The organism is Syntrophorhabdaceae bacterium, from assembly GCA_035541755.1.
Taxonomy (GTDB): domain Bacteria; phylum Desulfobacterota; class Syntrophorhabdia; order Syntrophorhabdales; family Syntrophorhabdaceae; genus PNOF01.
The window spans coordinates 1-16,975 of sequence record DATKMQ010000178.1 but is presented as its reverse complement, the minus strand read 5'-3'; the positions used below and the strand labels follow the sequence as shown (position 1 = coordinate 16,975).

Below are 16,975 nucleotides of genomic sequence, written 5' to 3'. Positions count from 1 at the left end.
TGTCAATATGTTGAAGAGATCCCCTCCGACAGACCGCTTCAACGCGTATCGTGCGATTGGCTGCCTCTATAAGGGCGCCGGCAACCTCATGCAAGAGATTTCGCTCAACCGTATAGTGGGTCCAATATCCCCGCTTCTCTCCTCTCACCAACCCTGCCTTCCTCAACACTTGCAGGTGTTGAGATACGGCTGCTTTGGAAATACCGAGACGGCTTGACAGAGCCCCAACGCAAAAATCATTTGTCAGGAGCAGGTTGAGGATACGAAAGCGGCTTTCGTCTGCAATGGCCTTAAGAATTGAAATAACGTCATTCATAGTGATGTTTAGATAAGTATATACTTAAATGAATTATTGACCACTTAAATAAATTTGTCAATATAAAAGAAAAGTATGTGGTTAAATATTCTATCGCAAGGGGGAAATGGTTCGGCAATTTTTCGCCGAAAGATACGGATGTCGTCTTAAATGAAAGAAATTTGGAACAAAAGTCGTTCTTTGTCGTTATCATATAGAGAGGTGTCATGAAAGCCCGGAACGATCCTGATCTGATAGAGAGGCTCAAACGAAGCGACCGAAAGGCCTTTGAGCAATTAGTCCACGAATACCAGGACAGGGTCTACAACCTTTGCCGCTACATGCTGAAAGACGCTGAGGAGGCACAGGACGCTGCACAGGATGTATTCATCAAGGCCTATAGAAAGCTTGTGGCTCTCGAGCCCGACGCGTCATTCCTCTATGCATGGCTTTATAGAATTGCCGTTAACACTTGTCTCGATTACAACAAGCGATCTTACCCGAAACCCCTCGAAGACGAAACGTTCGTGGAGAATGTTGCGTCTCCCGATCCATCGCCTGAACATCTCTATCAATCGAAAGAAACGGGCGGGCTTATCCACGCGGCCCTTGCAAAGCTCCCGCAAAAACTCAGGGCGGCTATCGTTCTGAAAGAGATCGAGGCTTTATCGTATGAGGAAATTGCCGAGACTCTGGACACATCAATCGGGACGGTCAAATCCCGCATATCGAGAGCACGAGAGGAACTTCGGCGATATCTGCGGAAAGATTTTTAGGGTGACAAAAGATTTTTGGAACAAAATCGAATCCCCATCGTTTAACTATATGGAGGGAAACAAAATGAAATGTTCCCGGATAAGAAAAATGATTTCCCCTTATGTGGATGAAGAACTCAGCACAGACGATAGAAGAGCGTTCACAGCTCATATTGAGGAATGTGCAGCCTGCAGGAAAGAACTGGAAGATGTCCGGTCGGTCCATGAGTTGTTCGTTTCTGCCGAGAATTACACGGCCCCGTTAGGGTTTGCGACAAGGGTCATGGCGAACCTGGAACAAAACGAGCAGCCGGCGTATTCGCGATTGTGGCGTCTCGTTACCGGCAAGCCGCTCTTCTTGCGGACCGCGGAAGTCGCATTCGCCGTGGTCGTTATGCTGATCGGTGTAATTTCTGGAAATCTTCTTGTATCGGATAGAACACCCGTAAGGCAACCAACCATACAGGAATCCTTTTCTCTCGATCTGTTCCAGGCAACGCCTCCGAATTCAATAGGAGGGGTCTATGTGAAGCTAATGGGGGCAACCGATGAAAAGTAATATTCTGAAATATATCCTCGTCCTTTCCCTGCTCTTGAATGTCTCGCTTCTTGGTAGTGCGGTCTACACCCATTACAAGGAAGCCCGATATCACCACATGGCCCAGTTCTCGGGACCGCACGGCACACTGGCTCCGTTTGCACCCTACGGCCCGGGCATGCTCTTCGAAGAGCTATCCCTGAAACCCGAACAGATGAAGCTGTTCCAGCAAAAGGCACTACTGTTTCACAGCGCCCTCATGAAGAAGAGAGAGGAAGTGGACCGGTTAAGGGGTTCAATGCTCGCCCTCATGCGGGCGGATAACCCCGACAACAAGGCGATCGAGGCTACCATAACTGAGATCAACCAGAAACAGGAGGAGATGCAGAGGACCGTTATCTCCCACATGATCGAGTTCAAGTCCATGCTCAACAAGGATCAGCAAAAGAAATTCATGGACATGATCGAAAACGCGATGGGGGAGCATAGAGAGGCGGTATGTCCATAACAGGCAATTTCAAAAGAGCGGATCGCTCCCGGTTACTTTGTCATCACGGAGTATCGCAATACGGAGGAATATGAATGAACCTGCACTACTTGATTAACGAACTTTATTACCAGAGACGGAGGACCATTGCGGCGATCGTTGGGCTTTCCATAGGGGTTGCCCTTCTGATCATCCTCAACTCCCTCTCGGCTGCATATCGGCAGGCCGCGCATGCACCGCTCAAAGAGATCGGGGCCGATATCACGGTGCAACGACCCGGCAACGTACCGGAAAAGCTTGAAGGGTCTGTCTTCCCCTGTTCGGCTGAAACTATACGTGATGACCAGGTAAAGAAGATCGAGGGCCTTGCGGGGGTGAGAGGCATAGGCAAGGCAGTTCTTCTGTGGGTTTTCGACCCGAACAGGGCCTGGATCGTCCTCGGCATCGAACAGCAGAATGCCGTGGGACCCGCAACGCTCTCTCGCGCCGTTACGGAAGGTCGTTTTCTGGAAGATGGCAAATCAGAAGCGCTTATCGAGAACTCCTACGCCCGGCAATTCAATATCAAAGTGGGTGACACAATATCGGTGGCCAAGCACTCCTATCCGGTGGTGGGGATGATAGACGCCTCCAGGGCGGCAAAGATCGCGGTCGCCAATGTGTATGTGCCGTTAGCGGAAGCACAGAAGCTTGCCGTTGACTCTCCTCAGGTTCAGTCGGTCTCGCCCTTTCAGCAGGCAGACGTTAACCTTCTCTTTATCAAGGCCGATCAGGACAAGATTACAGCGCTGGCCGCGGCTATCCCCGACATCGTTGACAAGAAGGCCGCCATCGGTACCCCTGAATCGTTCCTCAAGCTTCTCGGCAACCTTTTTGCTCTCTCCGGCAAACTCACGATGGCAGCCTCCCTGATCGCTATTATCGTTGCTGTCCTCATCACCTTCAAAACCATGGCGGGCAACATCGCCGAGCGGACAAGAGAAATAGGCGTGCTCAAAGCGGTGGGCTGGACGAACCGTAACGTGGTGACGCAGCTCCTGTCAGAGTCTGTAACCCAGTGCTTCCTCGCAGGTATGCTGGGATTGGCAATAGCCCTCGTAGCGGCGTACGGATTGAGTTTTATGAAGGTCAACATCCCGATCCCCTGGGAGATGAGCCCCACCCCGCACTTCTTGCCCGGCGGCGGCGATCAGATCTTCAAAACACTTAGGCTTCCCGTACATGTGTCATGGACTCTGGCCACATTTTCCGTTCTGCTTTGCGTAGTCATAGGGGGTCTCACGGGCACAATGCTGGGAAGAAATATAGCGACAATCAAACCTTCGGAGGTTTTACGACATGAATAATGGAACAATCCTAACTGGAACCGAACTCAGCAAACGATACGGCGATCTCACCGTCGTTAAAGGGGTATCGCTCTCGGTTGCCACGGGCGAGTTCGTTTGTCTTCTGGGCAAGTCAGGCTCTGGTAAAACAACGCTTTTATCGCTCCTCTCCGGACTGGAACAACCGACTGCTGGCAAAGTTGTGTTGGATGGCACGGATATAACCAGCGCGTCAGAAGATGAGCTTGCCCTCTTTCGCAGAAACAACGTGGGGTTCATCTTTCAGTCTTTCAACCTTATCCCCACGCTCTCGGCGTGGGAGAATGTGGCGCTACCCCTCTTTCCGATAAAGATGCCCGGCGAAGAGCGGGAGAAACGTGCGATGGAACTGCTCGAGAAAATGGAGATGGGACACAGGACGGATCATCTTCCGTCTGCCCTCTCGGGCGGTGAGAAGCAGAGGGTCGCCATCGCACGAGCCCTCATCAACCGCCCCAAGGTTCTCTTTGCCGACGAGCCCACGGGTAATCTCGATTCTGCCACGGGAGATGCGATCATGGAAATCTTAAACAGGCTCCACACGAAGGAAGGTGTCACCATTCTCATGGTGACCCACGACGTAGAACTCGCAAAAACAGCGAATCGTTTGATTCGCATGCACGATGGAGAGGTGATGTCATGAAAAACGTTCTTTTGGTCTGTTCATTGGTTCTGTTCGCTCTTTGTTTTGGTACGACACTTCATGCGGCAACACCCGTCAAGGTCGATGTGCTCTACATGAACCACGGCCCCCTGATGGATACCATCAATAAGATGAAAGCTACTTTCTCCGCGTACGGCAACCAGTTGGCCGTTTCCTGGTACGATTTCGACACGCAGGAGGGGGAGAAGTTCATGGCAAAGATGGGGATCAATCAGCATGTGCCTCTTGTGGTCTGGATTGATGGCAAGCAAAAATGGACAGTGGGGACAAACCAGATAACATTCAGCGGATTCCCCACAGGTTCCGGCCCTAGCTTTTTTCAGGGCAAATGGACCCTCGACGATCTGAAATCCGCCCTCAACCAGGCTACCGGCAAGAAGTGAGGGTATCGTGAATTTCCGTTATGTGTTCGACGAGCTTCGCCACCACCATCAGCGGACACTTGTGAATGTGCTCGGCATTGCTATAGGCATAGCCCTGTTTGTATCGATCAATGCGGTTTCCACTGCGTACCAGAAGGCGGTAAGCCAGCCCTTCAAAAACCTTGGCGCGGATCTGGTCGTCCAAAAGCCGGAGAAGCGTGCCTACGATGCTGCTCAGAGACCGCTCTCCATGAGGGGCATACGGCTGCCCTTTTCAAATCAGCTTCTCTCGGCTTCCGACCTGCAACAACTCGGTTCTCTCAATGGCGTTGCCGCCACAGCATCTTCCCTCCTCCTCTGGGAGTTCGAGGGGGGCGGTTTCCGGACAATCATGGGGGTCGATCTTTCCCAACCGAGCCTTGGCCCCATCAAAGTCAAGGAATGGCTCAACGAGGGCCGTTTCCCCGGTAAGGACGGAGAGGTCGTACTGGAAAAACACTACGCCAAGTTTCATAACACAAAGTTAGGTGGGATAATGACCATCGGCGAGCACCCTTTTACCGTAGTAGGACTCGTCGAAATTAAGGAAGGCTCCCAGATCGCATCCGCGAATATCTACCTGCCGTTGAGAAATGCCCAAGAACTGGCAGGCATTACAGAAGGTGTCAACATTATCTATCTACGGCTTAAGAACCCTTCGCTGCTCGGCCAGGTAAAATCACAAATCGGCAAGGAGTTGCCAGGCATCTCCGTCACGAGCTCCGACTCCTTCCTTGAACTCATGGGAGGTGTATCTAAAATCTCGGATCAGTTTTCATGGCTTGTTTCTCTCATTGCCCTCGGCGGAGCCATATTCCTCATTATAAAGACCATGCTGGCAAATCTTGTGGCACGATCAAGCGAGATCGGGATACTCAAGGCGGTGGGCTGGACTGAAAAGGACGTGCAGAAGCAGCTCATGGGCGAGGCATTGCTGCAGTCGTTCGCAGGAGGGCTCGTCGGTCTTGTCGCCGGTTATCTGATTTCTTACGGGCTGGGATTTTTGTCGATACCTGTGTCAACGCCATGGCAGATCAACCTTACACCCGCCTTTGCAAAAGACGCGGTCACAGCAGTAACGGCGGTAAGGCTTCCGGTCAGTATCTCAGCGGGTCTTACCGCGAGTGCCCTGATGCTTTCGCTCGTGGCTGGCGCTTTGGCGAGCTTCTTCATGGGAAGGCGAACATCGCGCATGAAGCCCGTTGATATTCTGAGGAAGCTGTAGCTTGCCTGTAGTTACCATGGAAGAGAAAAGACCTTGCTATTGTGCACAACAAAATCTATAGATTACCGTTTGAAACTTACAGTATTCTAAGGGTTATTGACTCTGAGGACTTCAGGAAGGAAGCGAGTGCGTGTTCCACCTACAACTCTTGCATTGGGCATATCAAGAAGAACTGAGGATTACGGGAAGAAACGGCGTATGGTACTTTTCCCGATATTACTTAACTCGCCAGTCTTTGCCATCCAACACCCTCCTCACCGCTTCTGCCAACCCCTGCTTACTGACGGGTTTCGTGAGGAATTCTTTAACGCCCATCTCCCTGCTCCTCTCCGGAGAGATATTATCGCTGTGGCCGGTGCAGAGGATGACGGGGATATCTCTTCTTATGTTCAGAAGCTCTTTGGCAAGTTGGGCCCCGGCTATTCGGGGCATGGCATAATCGGTAATCACGAGATCAAAGAGGGAAGGATCAATGGAAAAGGTTTTCAGGGCTTTTTGGCTGTCTGTCATGGCAGTGACTCTGTAGCCGAGTCTCTCAAGGGTGGTTCGGCCCCATTCAACGAGCATCTCCTCATCATCGACAAAGAGGATTCTTTCATTACCACCGGGGACTTCTACGGTTTGTACAGCCTCTGCCTGTGCGTCGGTCTTTACCTTGGGGAGAAGTACGCTGAAGGTAGAGCCCACCCCGAGTTCACCCTCAACGGTGATGGTACCCTGAAGGTCTTTTACGATACCATAGACGACCGCGAGACCCATACCGGTACCCTTACCTACTTCTCGTGTGGTAAAGAAGGGTTCAAAGACCCTCTTCATTACATCAGGGCCCATACCTATACCGGTATCCTTTACAGTGAGTTGCACGTATTCTCCCGGCGATACATCTGCTCCAAATACAGGTGAGTCCGGTTCAAAATCAATGTCGGTTAAGCTTACCTCCATGGTTCCCCCTCTCTCCTGCATGGCAAGGGAGGCATTGGTGGCGAGGTTCATGAGGATCTGCTGAATCTCTATGGGAGAGGCGAGGACTGTATCTGAGGTTGCGGTGATGGCAAGCTTGATATCGATAGTGGTGGGGATCGAGGCCCGTAAGAGCTGGACCGTCTCCTTCAGGAGCGGTGTTAAGGACAGGGGGTTTCTTTCGTGACCTGCCTTTCGGGAAAAGGCGAGGATCTGTTTCACCAGGTCTCGTGCCCTCATGGCTGCTCTTGAGACGTTCTGCAGATTTCTCTCTACATCAGGACGGTCCGGAAGATCTTCGAGGGCCATCTCCGTAAAACCGAGGATGGCAGCGAGCATGTTATTGAAGTCATGGGCGATACCACCTGCCAGGGTGCCGATGGCTTCCATCTTCTGGGATTGGCGGAGTTGGTCTTCGAGCTTGCGCTGTTGAGTGACCTCCTCGACGACTATACTCAAATTCACCACTGTCCCCGTGGAGTCCTTTATGGGAGACCAATCAGCCAGCCATATTCGTTGGATACCGGGCTGGTCCGCGGTCTCTCCGGTTATTTCCATCTTGGTGACCGGCTTGCCTGTTTCAATGACCTGACGGGCCACCCGCTCCGCCTCATTTGCGAGCCAGGGGAGCACCTCACGAAGAGTTCTGCCGAGGTGTTCTGAAGCCGGTACTCCGTTCCACCGGGCCAGCAGGTCATTGATTCTCAGGTATCGCAAATCAGTATCTAAGACACACAGACCGATGGGGGCTGTGTGATAATATGTCTCGATTTCTCTCATCTGGTCCAGCGCGATCTTTTCGCTTTCCCGAAGCTGAGCGGTCCTTCTCTGCACCCGAAGCTCCAGTTCATTATGAGCCTCACGGAGCGCTTCTTCAGCACGCTTGCGCTCAGTTATATCGGTGAGAGTCGACCACAGAGAGAGGGGGGCATTCTCATGAGTCTTGACAGGCACACTTTCCATCAATCCGTAAAGGACGTCGCCGTCGTTCCGGCCTATCCGCAGTTCGCAGGTTTGCTTTGTGCCCGATCGTACTACGCCGGTACGATGAAGATAAAAGGCGTCCCGATCCTCCGGAATAAGAAAGTTGGCAAAGGGTTTGCCGGTGAGCAAACCTCTCGCGGTATTCAGCAGAGTGGCTGCCGTCAAATTGGCCTTCAGGATCAGGCCCTTTGCATCGAAGGTAAAATATCCGACTGGAGCATAATCGTAGAGGTCGCTATACTGCTGACGAGATTCGTCGATCGTCACTTGCGCCTGGTGGAGCTGCTGGTTTTGCGTCTCCAGTTCGAATTGATGGACCCGGAGGTCTTCGATAAGTTTTTCGACGGCATCACTTGAAGGGCACGTAGCTTCCTTGTAGTGCTTTTCGCCATTCTGTTTGTTCGTTTTTGCCGTTACGTCCGATTCTGATCTATGCTTCCCCACGGCCCTCCTCCTCGATAACGAGAAGCACCAGTTGCTTCGCTTTCTTTCGACGAATCATCTTCATCGCATTGATGAAGATCTTCTTCCGGCCGATTTCCGGAAAGGTGTGATCGATTCCGTAGTCTTTCACGGGAGTATCCCGGTCTAGCAAGCCTTGAAGGACTCCCGTCAACGCACGGGTCTCGTCGCTGTCGCCCCAGAGAAGCGTAATTGATTTGCCGAGAATATCCTCTTTCTTGGTGCCGAAGTAGCCGCAGTAAAATCTGTTTGCCTCTACCACCCGGAGGTCTTTATTCAAAATGAGCATCGATACAGGCGCCCTGACTGCCTCCAGGTCCATGAGCGCCTCCGAGACCCTCTGGGCGTCGGTAAAATCGGTGAAGGTGATCACCACGCCGTCGATTATGTTTTCGAACGTGCGGTACGGCATAATCCTCATCAGATAATTCTTTTTGTCGCTCGACTCGACTTTTGCTTCTTTGTATGAAAGGGTCTCCAAAACCTGCTGTGCATCGGTGATCAAGTTCTTGTAGCTGAGCTTCGAGACGATGTCGCTCAAGGGGCGCCCGACGTCGGACGAGATCAGATTCACCACTTTAGTCGCGCTCTGGGTGAAGCGTTTGATTCGGAGATCGTCGTCGAGGAAGATTGTGCCGATATTTGTGCTGTCCAGGAGGTTCTTCATATCGTTTTCGGTCTGGGATAACTGCCCAATTTTCGCCTGCAGTTCGGAATTGACCGTTACCAGTTCTTCATTGACGGACTGGAGCTCTTCTTTGGATGTCTCCAACTCCTCGTTGGTGGACTGCAACTCCTCGTTGGTGGACTGCAACTCTTCGTTGGTGGATTTCAGTTCTTCGTTCGAGGCCTGCTGCTCTTCGATGGTGGCCTGCAGGGTCTCCTTCGTGTACAACAAATCACGCTCAAGTTCGCCTACTCTGCTTCCCTGTTTTTGGGCTGTAGCAGGTTTCGCCTTGGTTTGCCTTTGTGCGGCCGGTGACTCAACATCCTGGAAAGCCACGAGGAGAATCCCTTGTTGAATATGGAAGTATGGTTTAACAATGAGATTGACGCCTTGAAAACCTCCGTTAGATTTTACCCGCACATCCCGCCGTATAACGTCTTTCTTTTGCGCAACTGCGCTGCGGATAGCCGTTTGCACCTCGAACTTCAATCCCTCCCTCGCCATCGCGAGGAGGTTCATACTTGGCTGACCCTGTGATGGTTCAAGATACTTGCCGGTCTGACCATGGATGTAGAGGATATCGCCTTTTTCGTTGACGATCACCGAGGGGGGGGCAAAATCTGCCATGAGTATCTTTTGGGCAAAATCTGCCATGTCCACCTGTGTCGGTTTCTTCGGTACACCGGGAGTTAGAGGATCACGATATCCGTGCGCCCAGGGAAGACCGGCCGTGAGATCCTCCTGGCCTTTCGAGAGTGAGGGTTTACTCTCGTAGAATTTCCATTTTTTGTGAAGGGACGCAAAAAGATCGCTGAAGGAGCCGATGGTTTCAGAGGAACCAAGGAAGAGGCACCCTCCGGGTTTGAGGCTGTAATTGAAGAGTGGGATAAGCCTGTTTTGGAGTTCTGGTTCGAGATAGATAAGCAGGTTGCGGCAGCTCAAGAGATCGAGTCGGGTAAAGGGCGGGTCCTTGATGATATCCTGCGCGGCAAAGACAACAAGCTCTCGTATCTCTTTCTTGATGCGGTACCCGGCCTCTTCCTTTATAAAAAAGCGCCTTAACCATTCAGGGCTCACGTCCATGGTTATGTTTCCGGCGTAAAGGCCGGAACGAGCATCATCGATCGAATCTTCGTCGATATCCGTTCCGAATATCTGGATGGTCACGTTGCGATTCGCTTCACTCAGGTATTCCCGGAGCACCATGGCTATGGAGTAAACCTCTTCGCCGGTTGCACACCCGGGCACCCAGACCCGAAAGACGTAATTGTCGGGTTTATCTTTGAAGAGCCTGGGCAGGATTTCCTGCTTCATCACCTCAAACGCTTCGGGTTCTCTGAAGAAGTTCGTCACATTTATGAGGAGTTCTTTGAAGAGGAGTCCTACCTCCTCGTCGTGCTCTTCGAGATACCTGAGATAGCCCGAGGGATCCTCGATGTTGTGCAAGCCCATCCGTCTCTCGATCCTCCGGTGGATCGTGTTCTTTTTGTACAGAGAGAAGTCGTGGCCGGTTCGGGACCGAAGGAGCATGAATATCTTTTGGAGAGTATTTGGCTTTTGGACAAAGAGAGGGGCAGGTCTCGCACGATCTGCGTAAAAGTTCTTCAGACAGGTGAGGAGTTGCTCCGGCATCTTCTCGGCTGGAAGCACGTAATCGGCAAGCCCGCTGTTGACAGCACTTCTCGGCATCCCATCATACTTTGCGTTCTCCGGGTCCTGAACGATGGCGATGCCGCCCGCTCCCCGGATGGCGCGTAGCCCCGGCGTGCCATCGGAGCCGGTACCTGAAAGAATGATACCTATAGCCTTCTCCCCCTGGTCTTCGGCCAATGAACGGAGGAACAAATCGATGGGCATACGGGAGCCGCGGGGCTCGGTGGGATCCGAGAGTTGCAGGGAACCTCGAAAGATGGACATGTCCTTGTTTGGCGGAATCACGTAGACGTGGTCGGGCTCAACCGGCATCTGGTCACCGGCCTCTCTGACCGGCATCTGGGTGAGCCTCTGGATCAGCTCCGTCATCATGCTGGCATGGCTCGGATCCAGATGGGGGACGAGGACAAAGGCCGCGCCACTGTCAGGCGGCATATGCGTGAAAAATTTATCGAACGCCTCAAGACCACCCGCTGAAGCGCCCATGCCCACGATCGGAAAACCGGGTTGGTTAACCTTCTTGTCCCTTCCTTGTCCTTGATCCGGTCCCTCTATACTACCAGGCAGCGCTGCGGCGGGTTTGTTCTTGGGTTTATCTGTCTTGGTTCGTTTCCGCGTCATGAAATCCTGCCACAATTCACACAAGTATATGCTAATGCATGACATGGGGAATGTAAACTAATTTGTGGGACGGGGTGTTTCTACCCAAGGGTCTATGTAAGATCGTACCTTCCTTGTTGGCATCATCTCAAGGATTACTAATCGAAAGATTGCATCTTAAAGTAAATACCGCGATCAACATTTCAGGAAGGAAGCAAGCACCAGCCGGATGAACCATTTCTGAACCTGTTTCCGCTCTGTTCAGTAAGGATGGGCAGCTGTGCTTTTTTCCATAATGGAGCGGCATTTCCATCCGAACAGAAGTTCTGAGTACTGGTTGGTATTAAGGGTTTTCGCGCTGCTCATTGTCAGCTTCGGTGGTGGAGTTGTAACGAGGCAGACTCTCGAGCCAGGTAACAACGTCGTCGAGCCGATACCGTATGCTACGTCCCATACGGATAAAGCGTGCCCCACGACCGTAGAGACGGTCCTGTTCAGCCGTGGAGTCGGCCTTACCTGTTATCTCGCAATATTGTTTTTGAGTAAGCTTTCTGTTTTTGCTTCGGCGTGTATGATTCTGACGATTTTCATTTCTAAGCCCTCGCCCTCCCGAAACAGCTGGAAGATGCTCGCCAGAGAAACGGCTGACGCGCTTTCACTCATTGTACCACCCCGGAACTCAGTTTCTCAACGTTTTTGACTGTAATCGTTGTCGAGCAAGCCTTCCCAAACTGTGAAGATTTCAAGCGGTAATGTTTATGGCGGAGAACCATAAAAGGAAGTGAGGCGGGGACCCCTTCAGTTGACAAAGGTTCACAAATGCTATAAACAAAGAGACAGGACCTAATCACTATATGACCCATAAACACTCTCAGAAGCTTCTCGGACTCTTTCTCTTCGCCTCATTCCTCCTTTTGATTTGTGTCGAGGGATTTCACCATCATGAGGATGGTGTTTCACATAACGATTGTCCCCTTTGTGTGGCTGCGCAACAGGCAGTCGTCATTTCCCATCACACCAGTTCTTTGATCGTGTCTCATGACGTACAGATCGCATCGTGCGATTCTGTTCCCGCACTTGTCTCCCTAAGAGACAGAATGCCCTCCTTTGTAAGGGGCCCTCCCACCTAAAAGTACCAGGTCCACAGTCTCTTAAACGTATCCATGCACTTATTACTCGTGTTCATCACGCACGCGAGGAAGCTATCTTCTTACAGGAGGATAAAGATGATCGTGAGAAGCATACTATATATAATATTAGTGGCCGTTTTCGCGTCCCCCTCTTTCGCCGCTGACCTCGAATCGCGGCTTAACAGCCTCGAGGAGACACTCAAGAAACAAGAACAAACCATTCAGGAGTTGAAAGCCCTTCAGAATACCCTGAAGACACAGGAGCAGACTATCTCGGAGCAGCGAAAGCTGATCGAAGAGTTGAAAGCGGAAGTGAGAAAGTCCCAGCCTTCCGTCACGCTCTCGGCTCCCGAGGCCAAAGAACCGGAGACGTCAGACCAGATTCAGCAACAGGTAAAAGAACTGTCGGATAAAGTTGATGAAGTGGTCGAGGCTCAGAAGAAAGAGATTCCGAGCGTATTCAATCCTTCCATCGGTCTTGTGGGTGAAACAGTCTTCTCCTATCGCAGCAAGGGCTCAGCCCAGACGGGTAGTGACCGGCCGGGTGGATTCGATGCGTTCCAACGCTCCGTGGAATTGAACCTGGCCGCATCGGTCGATCCCTTTGCCAAGGGATATGCCGTGATCAATGCCTCTGCCGATCCGGGCACCGGAGAATCCACCGCCAATGTGGAGGAGGCCGCGGTCCAAACAACTTCGCTACCGTGGAACCTGGAGTTGAAAGCGGGCCGGTTCTTTGGAGAGTTCGGCCGGCTTTCGTATATCCACGACCATGAACTGCCCTTTGTGAACAGACCGTTGGCGCTCAATCAATATATCGGCGGAGAATCGAGGACCGACGGAGCACAGCTCAACTATCTGCTGCCTATTTCGCATTACGTGAGCTTGACAGTGGGCGCGGGTAATCAGTTTGGCGGCGATATCCCCCCAAACAACGTGGGTGATTTTCGACAGGGCAGCGGATTAAACTATTGGGGCCGTGCTTCCACCTATTTTGACCTCACGCCCGATATCTCGCTTGAACCAGGGATTTCAGGCCTGTGGAACCCCAAAACAACAGATCTCGGTGGTGGCCTTCTCCAGCCCGACGGGAGTACCTTCACCGAACGTGAGCGCCGACTTCTGGGTACGGACTTTGTGCTGAGCTACCGGCCGCTCCGTAATAATCAATTCCAGACCGTCACCTGGGGCACGGAGGTGCTTTACAGCGACAACCGTTACGACGTCACTTTGCCGGACGGCACCTTATCAAAGCGCGCCGTCGGCTCCTACGGTCTGTACTCGTATCTTGCCTATAAGTTTCATCGCCAGTGGACAACCGGGTTGCTCTTCGACTGGGTGGAGAACGCACTAAACAAGAGCGACAAAACCACGGCATACTCTCCGTACATCACGTGGGCCTTGAGCCACTGGAGTCAGCTTCGCCTTCAATACACGTACACTGACCACAACTCCGTGTCCGGCCTGCTCCCCGATCACGCCGTTTATCTGCAATGGGCATGGATCATCGGTTCGCACTCGCACGGCTGGCAGCAACGCTGACTTTCAAAAGGAGGAATTCAAAATGAAATCGAGACCATTGAGTCTATTGATTATCACGCTCATCGGATTACTGAACTTGTGGGCCACGCCCGCTCAGGCTGCTAAAATCAGGGTTGTCACAACGCTTACCGACCTCGCGGACTTTACGCGCGCTGTGGGCGGCGATCTGGTCGAGGTACGGAGTCTCGCCACGGGTGTCGAAGACACCCACGGGATTCCCATGAAACCGAGTTTCGTGCCGATCATGAACCAGGCGGATCTGTTGGTCTTGGTCGGGTTTGATTGCGAACACGCCTTCCTGCCCGCTCTACTGGAAGCGAGCAAGAATCCACGCATCCAGAAAGGCACGTCTGGCTACGTGGACTGCTCGAGGGGCATCGTTCCGCGTGACGTACCCAAGTCAACCGAACACTCCGCGGGTGATGTCCATCCGTACGGCAACCCGCACTATATGCTCGACCCGGTATTGGCCAAGACCGCGATAAAAAATATCTACAACGCCCTGGTAGCCTTCGCCCCGGAGCATCAGGCAGAGTTTACCCGTAACCGTGACGCCTATCTCGCAAAGCTCGACGCCAGGATCGCCGAGTGGGAGCGACAGGCGAGACCACTCAAAGGGGTGAAGTTCGTCTCCTATCATGAGCACTGGCCGTACTTCGCCGAGCGTTTCGCTATGGACTACTTCGGCACCATCGAACTGAAGCCGGGCATTGATCCGACCGCGCGGCACATCGAGGAATTGGTCGCATCGATGAGAGCCGAGCATGTTCCCATCGTCGTGCGCGAGCCACAGTTTCCGGAGAAGGTGCCGAGTCAAATCGCCAAACAGACGGGAGCGACCCTGATAACCTTGCCCATCATGCCGGGTGGCGTACCCAACACGGAGACGTATATCAAAATGATGGACTACATCATTCAAACGATGGTAACTGCCGCCCAAGGCAGGAAATAAAAAAGGAGGTGTGGGGTTCGCCCCTGCGTTGTCCGGGTAACCCGACAGAACAGACATATGGAAAAAGCGCTCATTATACTTGACAATCTGACGATCGGCTACAATGGCCAGCCCGTGCTGTCCGGAATCTCGCTTGCGATAGGCCGGGCCGACTTCACCGCCATCCTCGGCACCAATGGTTCGGGGAAATCGACACTGCTCAAAACGCTGCTCGGACTAATTCCACCGGTCGCGGGACGTATCGACACCACATTGCACCCTCTCATATTTGGTTACGTCCCTCAATCCATTCAGTTCGACCCGGTTTATCTGCTGACGGGGTTTGAGGTTGCCCTGATGGGTGCCTATGGACGCGTACGCCCGGGACATTTTGTCCCGTCGATTGAACGTGCCTTTACCCGAGAGTGCCTGCGGGCTGCGGGTGCTGAGGAATTCGCCCACAAACGGTTTGCGGAGCTCTCCGGTGGTCAGAAACAGCGAGTGCTTATCGCCCGTGCACTGACCACGCGTCCCGATGCACTGGTACTCGATGAACCTACCGCGGGCGTGGACCACGCGGCAACCCACGCGGTGCTGGAGTTCATAGCGCAGATCCAAAAAGAAAGGAACATCACGGTCCTGCTCGTCACGCACGACTTTGCGGCCGTGCGTAAACATGCCGAGCGCGTGATCTGGCTCCGCGAGGACGAGGTTCTTCACGGCACCGCGGACGAACTGCTCACGCGTGAACGGATGGCGGAAATACTTGAAACGGTGGTGTGCTGACATGGGAACATTACATCAGATCCTTTCGCCCGATTTTCTTTTGCGTAACTCGGTTTATACGAGCGTACTCGTGGGGTTCGCCTGCCCGCTCGTCGGCGTGTTTCTCGTGATGCGCCGTCTCGTTTTCATGGGCGTGGCGCTACCGCAGATTTCTTCAACGGGGGTCGCTATCGCCCTCTCGCTTCCTTTATGGTTCGGATTCCATTTGACCGATAACGGCTCGCACAGTGCACATATGCTCGCATTCGTCGGCTCCACGGCGTTCTCTCTCGCTGCGATCTTGACCTTGGCATTTCTGGAACGACGTGGACGCGGCCAACCAGAAGGGCGACTCGGCACTGCATACGTCGTGGCGGCTGCGCTGAGCATCCTGCTGCTGTCGAAAAACCCTTACGGCGAGATCGGCTGGCTCGACCTGCTGAAAGGGGAGGTCATCACTATCTCCAACTTCGATCTCCTGCTGACCGCAGCAACGCTCATGCTTGTGCTCGTAGCGCTGGGACTCTTCCACAAAGAACTACTTCTCGTCTCGTTCGACAGGGACACGGCAATGACGCTCGGCAAAAACGTTGTTTTCTGGGACGTGTTCCTCTACCTGCTGATTGGCCTGACAGTGTCGATGGCAGTGCTCAGCGTGGGTCCGCTCATCGCGTTTGGATTTTTGCTGATCCCCGCACTGGCGGCGCACTTGTTAGCACGCAATATGCGCCAGTTCACGGCGTTTGCCTGCTTGGTTGGTGGCACAGCCGCGTTTTTCGGCTTCTGGATCGCATATCAATTCGATTTACCCGTCGGCCCGACCGATGTCGTCCTTCTCGGGATGATTTATGCGATAGCCGGAGTCATTGCCAAGTTTCTCTCCTGGGGATCCAAGCAATCCCGCACAGTCTAAACTGCCAGTCACTTGCGGAAAAAGCGGGGTGATATAGCTCTGCAAGCATCCAAACCGGAGCAATGCGTGCGAGATATGTGGACGGGAAACGTGAGCCGGAAACCGGCGAAGGCGGCAGGTTACCAAGGCTGAGATGCCATCAGGAGCAACCATTTCTTTCGGTAATCCGCAGTTCTTCATAATATGCCCAATGCTTGACTCGTAGGTGCAAGCGCCAATTTTCAATAAAAGTTCATTTTGAAAAATTGATGCGGGGCAATGCTATTTAGTCCTTCCTGAAAGCAGCGGCCCGACAATCTAACGGTTTCTCTGCTCTTTCAACTGGTAATGATTGTTGACTGAACTATTCACTTCTGAATTCCATGTTGCGATCCATGCTTTTTCGTGGTAATCAATAAAAAAGGGCGCCCCTACACACAAAAGAGTAATATTGAAGAAAATAAGTGCTGTAGACCAGGAGGAACGCCAACGCGATGTTTTCAACGACGTTCTTACCAGTCTCTCTTTAATCGGTAAGTCAGGAATGGGTGACATGAGCCAAAAAAGGATACTGGTGCCAACACGATCAGTGACCGACTGGAAAATGCTCTTTGCCGAACCAGACAAACAGTGGAAACCCGGATATTCAGCTATGATTAC

Annotated in this window: 15 protein-coding genes; 12 read left to right on the top strand and 3 right to left on the bottom strand. The window is 52.6% G+C overall.

The genetic code is table 11. The features are described 5' to 3' along the window. Positions 1 to 316 (bottom strand): metalloregulator ArsR/SmtB family transcription factor (locus VMT62_17855; GenBank protein HVN98296.1); only part of this gene is annotated, 316 nt, incomplete at its 3' end. A gap of 206 nt (positions 317 to 522) precedes the next feature. On the opposite strand from VMT62_17855, the gene VMT62_17850 reads away from it, so the two are divergent. The 7 genes from VMT62_17850 (at position 523) to VMT62_17820 (ending at position 5,729) form a co-directional block, all read left to right on the top strand. Then, positions 523 to 1,071 carry a sigma-70 family RNA polymerase sigma factor gene (locus tag VMT62_17850; GenBank protein ID HVN98295.1) on the top strand — a complete coding sequence of 183 codons (549 nt, stop codon included), beginning with the start codon at positions 523 to 525 and terminating at the stop codon, positions 1,069 to 1,071. 64 nt (positions 1,072 to 1,135) lie between these two features. Continuing rightward, entirely contained in the window at positions 1,136 to 1,609 is a 474-nt protein-coding gene (locus tag VMT62_17845) for a zf-HC2 domain-containing protein (protein ID HVN98294.1), read from the top strand. Beyond that, positions 1,599 to 2,096: a periplasmic heavy metal sensor gene (locus tag VMT62_17840; GenBank protein ID HVN98293.1), complete on the top strand. Its 498-nt coding sequence runs from the start codon at positions 1,599 to 1,601 to the stop codon at positions 2,094 to 2,096. Before VMT62_17845 ends, VMT62_17840 begins: the two co-directional genes overlap by 11 nt. A gap of 74 nt (positions 2,097 to 2,170) precedes the next feature. Next, positions 2,171 to 3,421, top strand: a complete 1,251-nt coding sequence (locus VMT62_17835) for an ABC transporter permease (GenBank protein HVN98292.1) — start codon at positions 2,171 to 2,173, stop codon at positions 3,419 to 3,421. Continuing rightward, the gene (locus VMT62_17830) at positions 3,414 to 4,082 is read left to right on the top strand and encodes an ABC transporter ATP-binding protein (GenBank protein HVN98291.1); all 669 of its coding nucleotides are present in this window, start codon (positions 3,414 to 3,416) and stop codon (positions 4,080 to 4,082) included. Before VMT62_17835 ends, VMT62_17830 begins: the two co-directional genes overlap by 8 nt. Then, the gene (locus tag VMT62_17825) at positions 4,079 to 4,486 is read left to right on the top strand and encodes a hypothetical protein (protein HVN98290.1); all 408 of its coding nucleotides are present in this window, start codon (positions 4,079 to 4,081) and stop codon (positions 4,484 to 4,486) included. Before VMT62_17830 ends, VMT62_17825 begins: the two co-directional genes overlap by 4 nt. A gap of 7 nt (positions 4,487 to 4,493) precedes the next feature. Continuing rightward, positions 4,494 to 5,729 carry an ABC transporter permease gene (locus VMT62_17820; GenBank protein ID HVN98289.1) on the top strand — a complete coding sequence of 412 codons (1,236 nt, stop codon included), beginning with the start codon at positions 4,494 to 4,496 and terminating at the stop codon, positions 5,727 to 5,729. A 216-nt stretch (positions 5,730 to 5,945) separates the two neighbouring features. Here the strand turns inward: VMT62_17820 and VMT62_17815 are convergent, their stop codons facing one another. Both VMT62_17815 and VMT62_17810 read right to left on the bottom strand, forming a co-directional pair. After that, on the bottom strand, positions 5,946 to 8,117 hold the full coding sequence (locus VMT62_17815; protein HVN98288.1) for a PAS domain-containing protein: 2,172 nt from the start codon (positions 8,115 to 8,117) through the stop codon (positions 5,946 to 5,948). Beyond that, the gene (locus VMT62_17810) at positions 8,104 to 11,076 is read right to left on the bottom strand and encodes a chemotaxis protein CheB (GenBank protein ID HVN98287.1); all 2,973 of its coding nucleotides are present in this window, start codon (positions 11,074 to 11,076) and stop codon (positions 8,104 to 8,106) included. The genes VMT62_17815 and VMT62_17810 overlap by 14 nt, the downstream gene beginning before the upstream one ends. Before the next feature lie 1,205 nt (positions 11,077 to 12,281). Between VMT62_17810 and VMT62_17805 the strand changes: the two genes are divergently transcribed. The 5 genes from VMT62_17805 to VMT62_17785 form a co-directional block, all read left to right on the top strand. Then, entirely contained in the window at positions 12,282 to 13,727 is a 1,446-nt protein-coding gene (locus VMT62_17805) for a hypothetical protein (protein ID HVN98286.1), read from the top strand. A 22-nt stretch (positions 13,728 to 13,749) separates the two neighbouring features. Then, on the top strand, positions 13,750 to 14,679 hold the full coding sequence (locus VMT62_17800) for a metal ABC transporter substrate-binding protein (GenBank protein HVN98285.1): 930 nt from the start codon (positions 13,750 to 13,752) through the stop codon (positions 14,677 to 14,679). A gap of 57 nt (positions 14,680 to 14,736) precedes the next feature. Further along, positions 14,737 to 15,444, top strand: a complete 708-nt coding sequence (locus tag VMT62_17795) for a metal ABC transporter ATP-binding protein (GenBank protein HVN98284.1) — start codon at positions 14,737 to 14,739, stop codon at positions 15,442 to 15,444. 1 nt (position 15,445) lies between these two features. Then, positions 15,446 to 16,336 (top strand): metal ABC transporter permease, encoded by an 891-nt coding sequence (locus VMT62_17790; GenBank protein ID HVN98283.1) that lies wholly within the window; start codon positions 15,446 to 15,448, stop codon positions 16,334 to 16,336. Positions 16,337 to 16,766: 430 nt separating this feature from the next. Continuing rightward, on the top strand, positions 16,767 to 16,975 hold a 209-nt coding region (locus VMT62_17785), incomplete at its 3' end, for a hypothetical protein (GenBank protein HVN98282.1).

Bases quoted from the DNA above. Each gene is read 5' to 3' on its own strand.
- VMT62_17850 (HVN98295.1), top strand. From the start codon at position 523: ATGAAAGCCCGGAACGATCCTGATCTGATAGAGAGGCTCAAACGAAGC.
- VMT62_17845 (HVN98294.1), top strand. From the start codon at position 1,136: ATGAAATGTTCCCGGATAAGAAAAATGATTTCCCCTTATGTGGATGAA.
- VMT62_17840 (HVN98293.1), top strand. From the start codon at position 1,599: ATGAAAAGTAATATTCTGAAATATATCCTCGTCCTTTCCCTGCTCTTG.
- VMT62_17835 (HVN98292.1), top strand. From the start codon at position 2,171: ATGAACCTGCACTACTTGATTAACGAACTTTATTACCAGAGACGGAGG.
- VMT62_17830 (HVN98291.1), top strand. From the start codon at position 3,414: ATGAATAATGGAACAATCCTAACTGGAACCGAACTCAGCAAACGATAC.
- VMT62_17825 (HVN98290.1), top strand. From the start codon at position 4,079: ATGAAAAACGTTCTTTTGGTCTGTTCATTGGTTCTGTTCGCTCTTTGT.
- VMT62_17810 (HVN98287.1), bottom strand. From the start codon at position 11,076: ATGACGCGGAAACGAACCAAGACAGATAAACCCAAGAACAAACCCGCC.
- VMT62_17805 (HVN98286.1), top strand. From the start codon at position 12,282: ATGATCGTGAGAAGCATACTATATATAATATTAGTGGCCGTTTTCGCG.
- VMT62_17800 (HVN98285.1), top strand. From the start codon at position 13,750: ATGAAATCGAGACCATTGAGTCTATTGATTATCACGCTCATCGGATTA.
- VMT62_17795 (HVN98284.1), top strand. From the start codon at position 14,737: ATGGAAAAAGCGCTCATTATACTTGACAATCTGACGATCGGCTACAAT.
- VMT62_17790 (HVN98283.1), top strand. From the start codon at position 15,446: ATGGGAACATTACATCAGATCCTTTCGCCCGATTTTCTTTTGCGTAAC.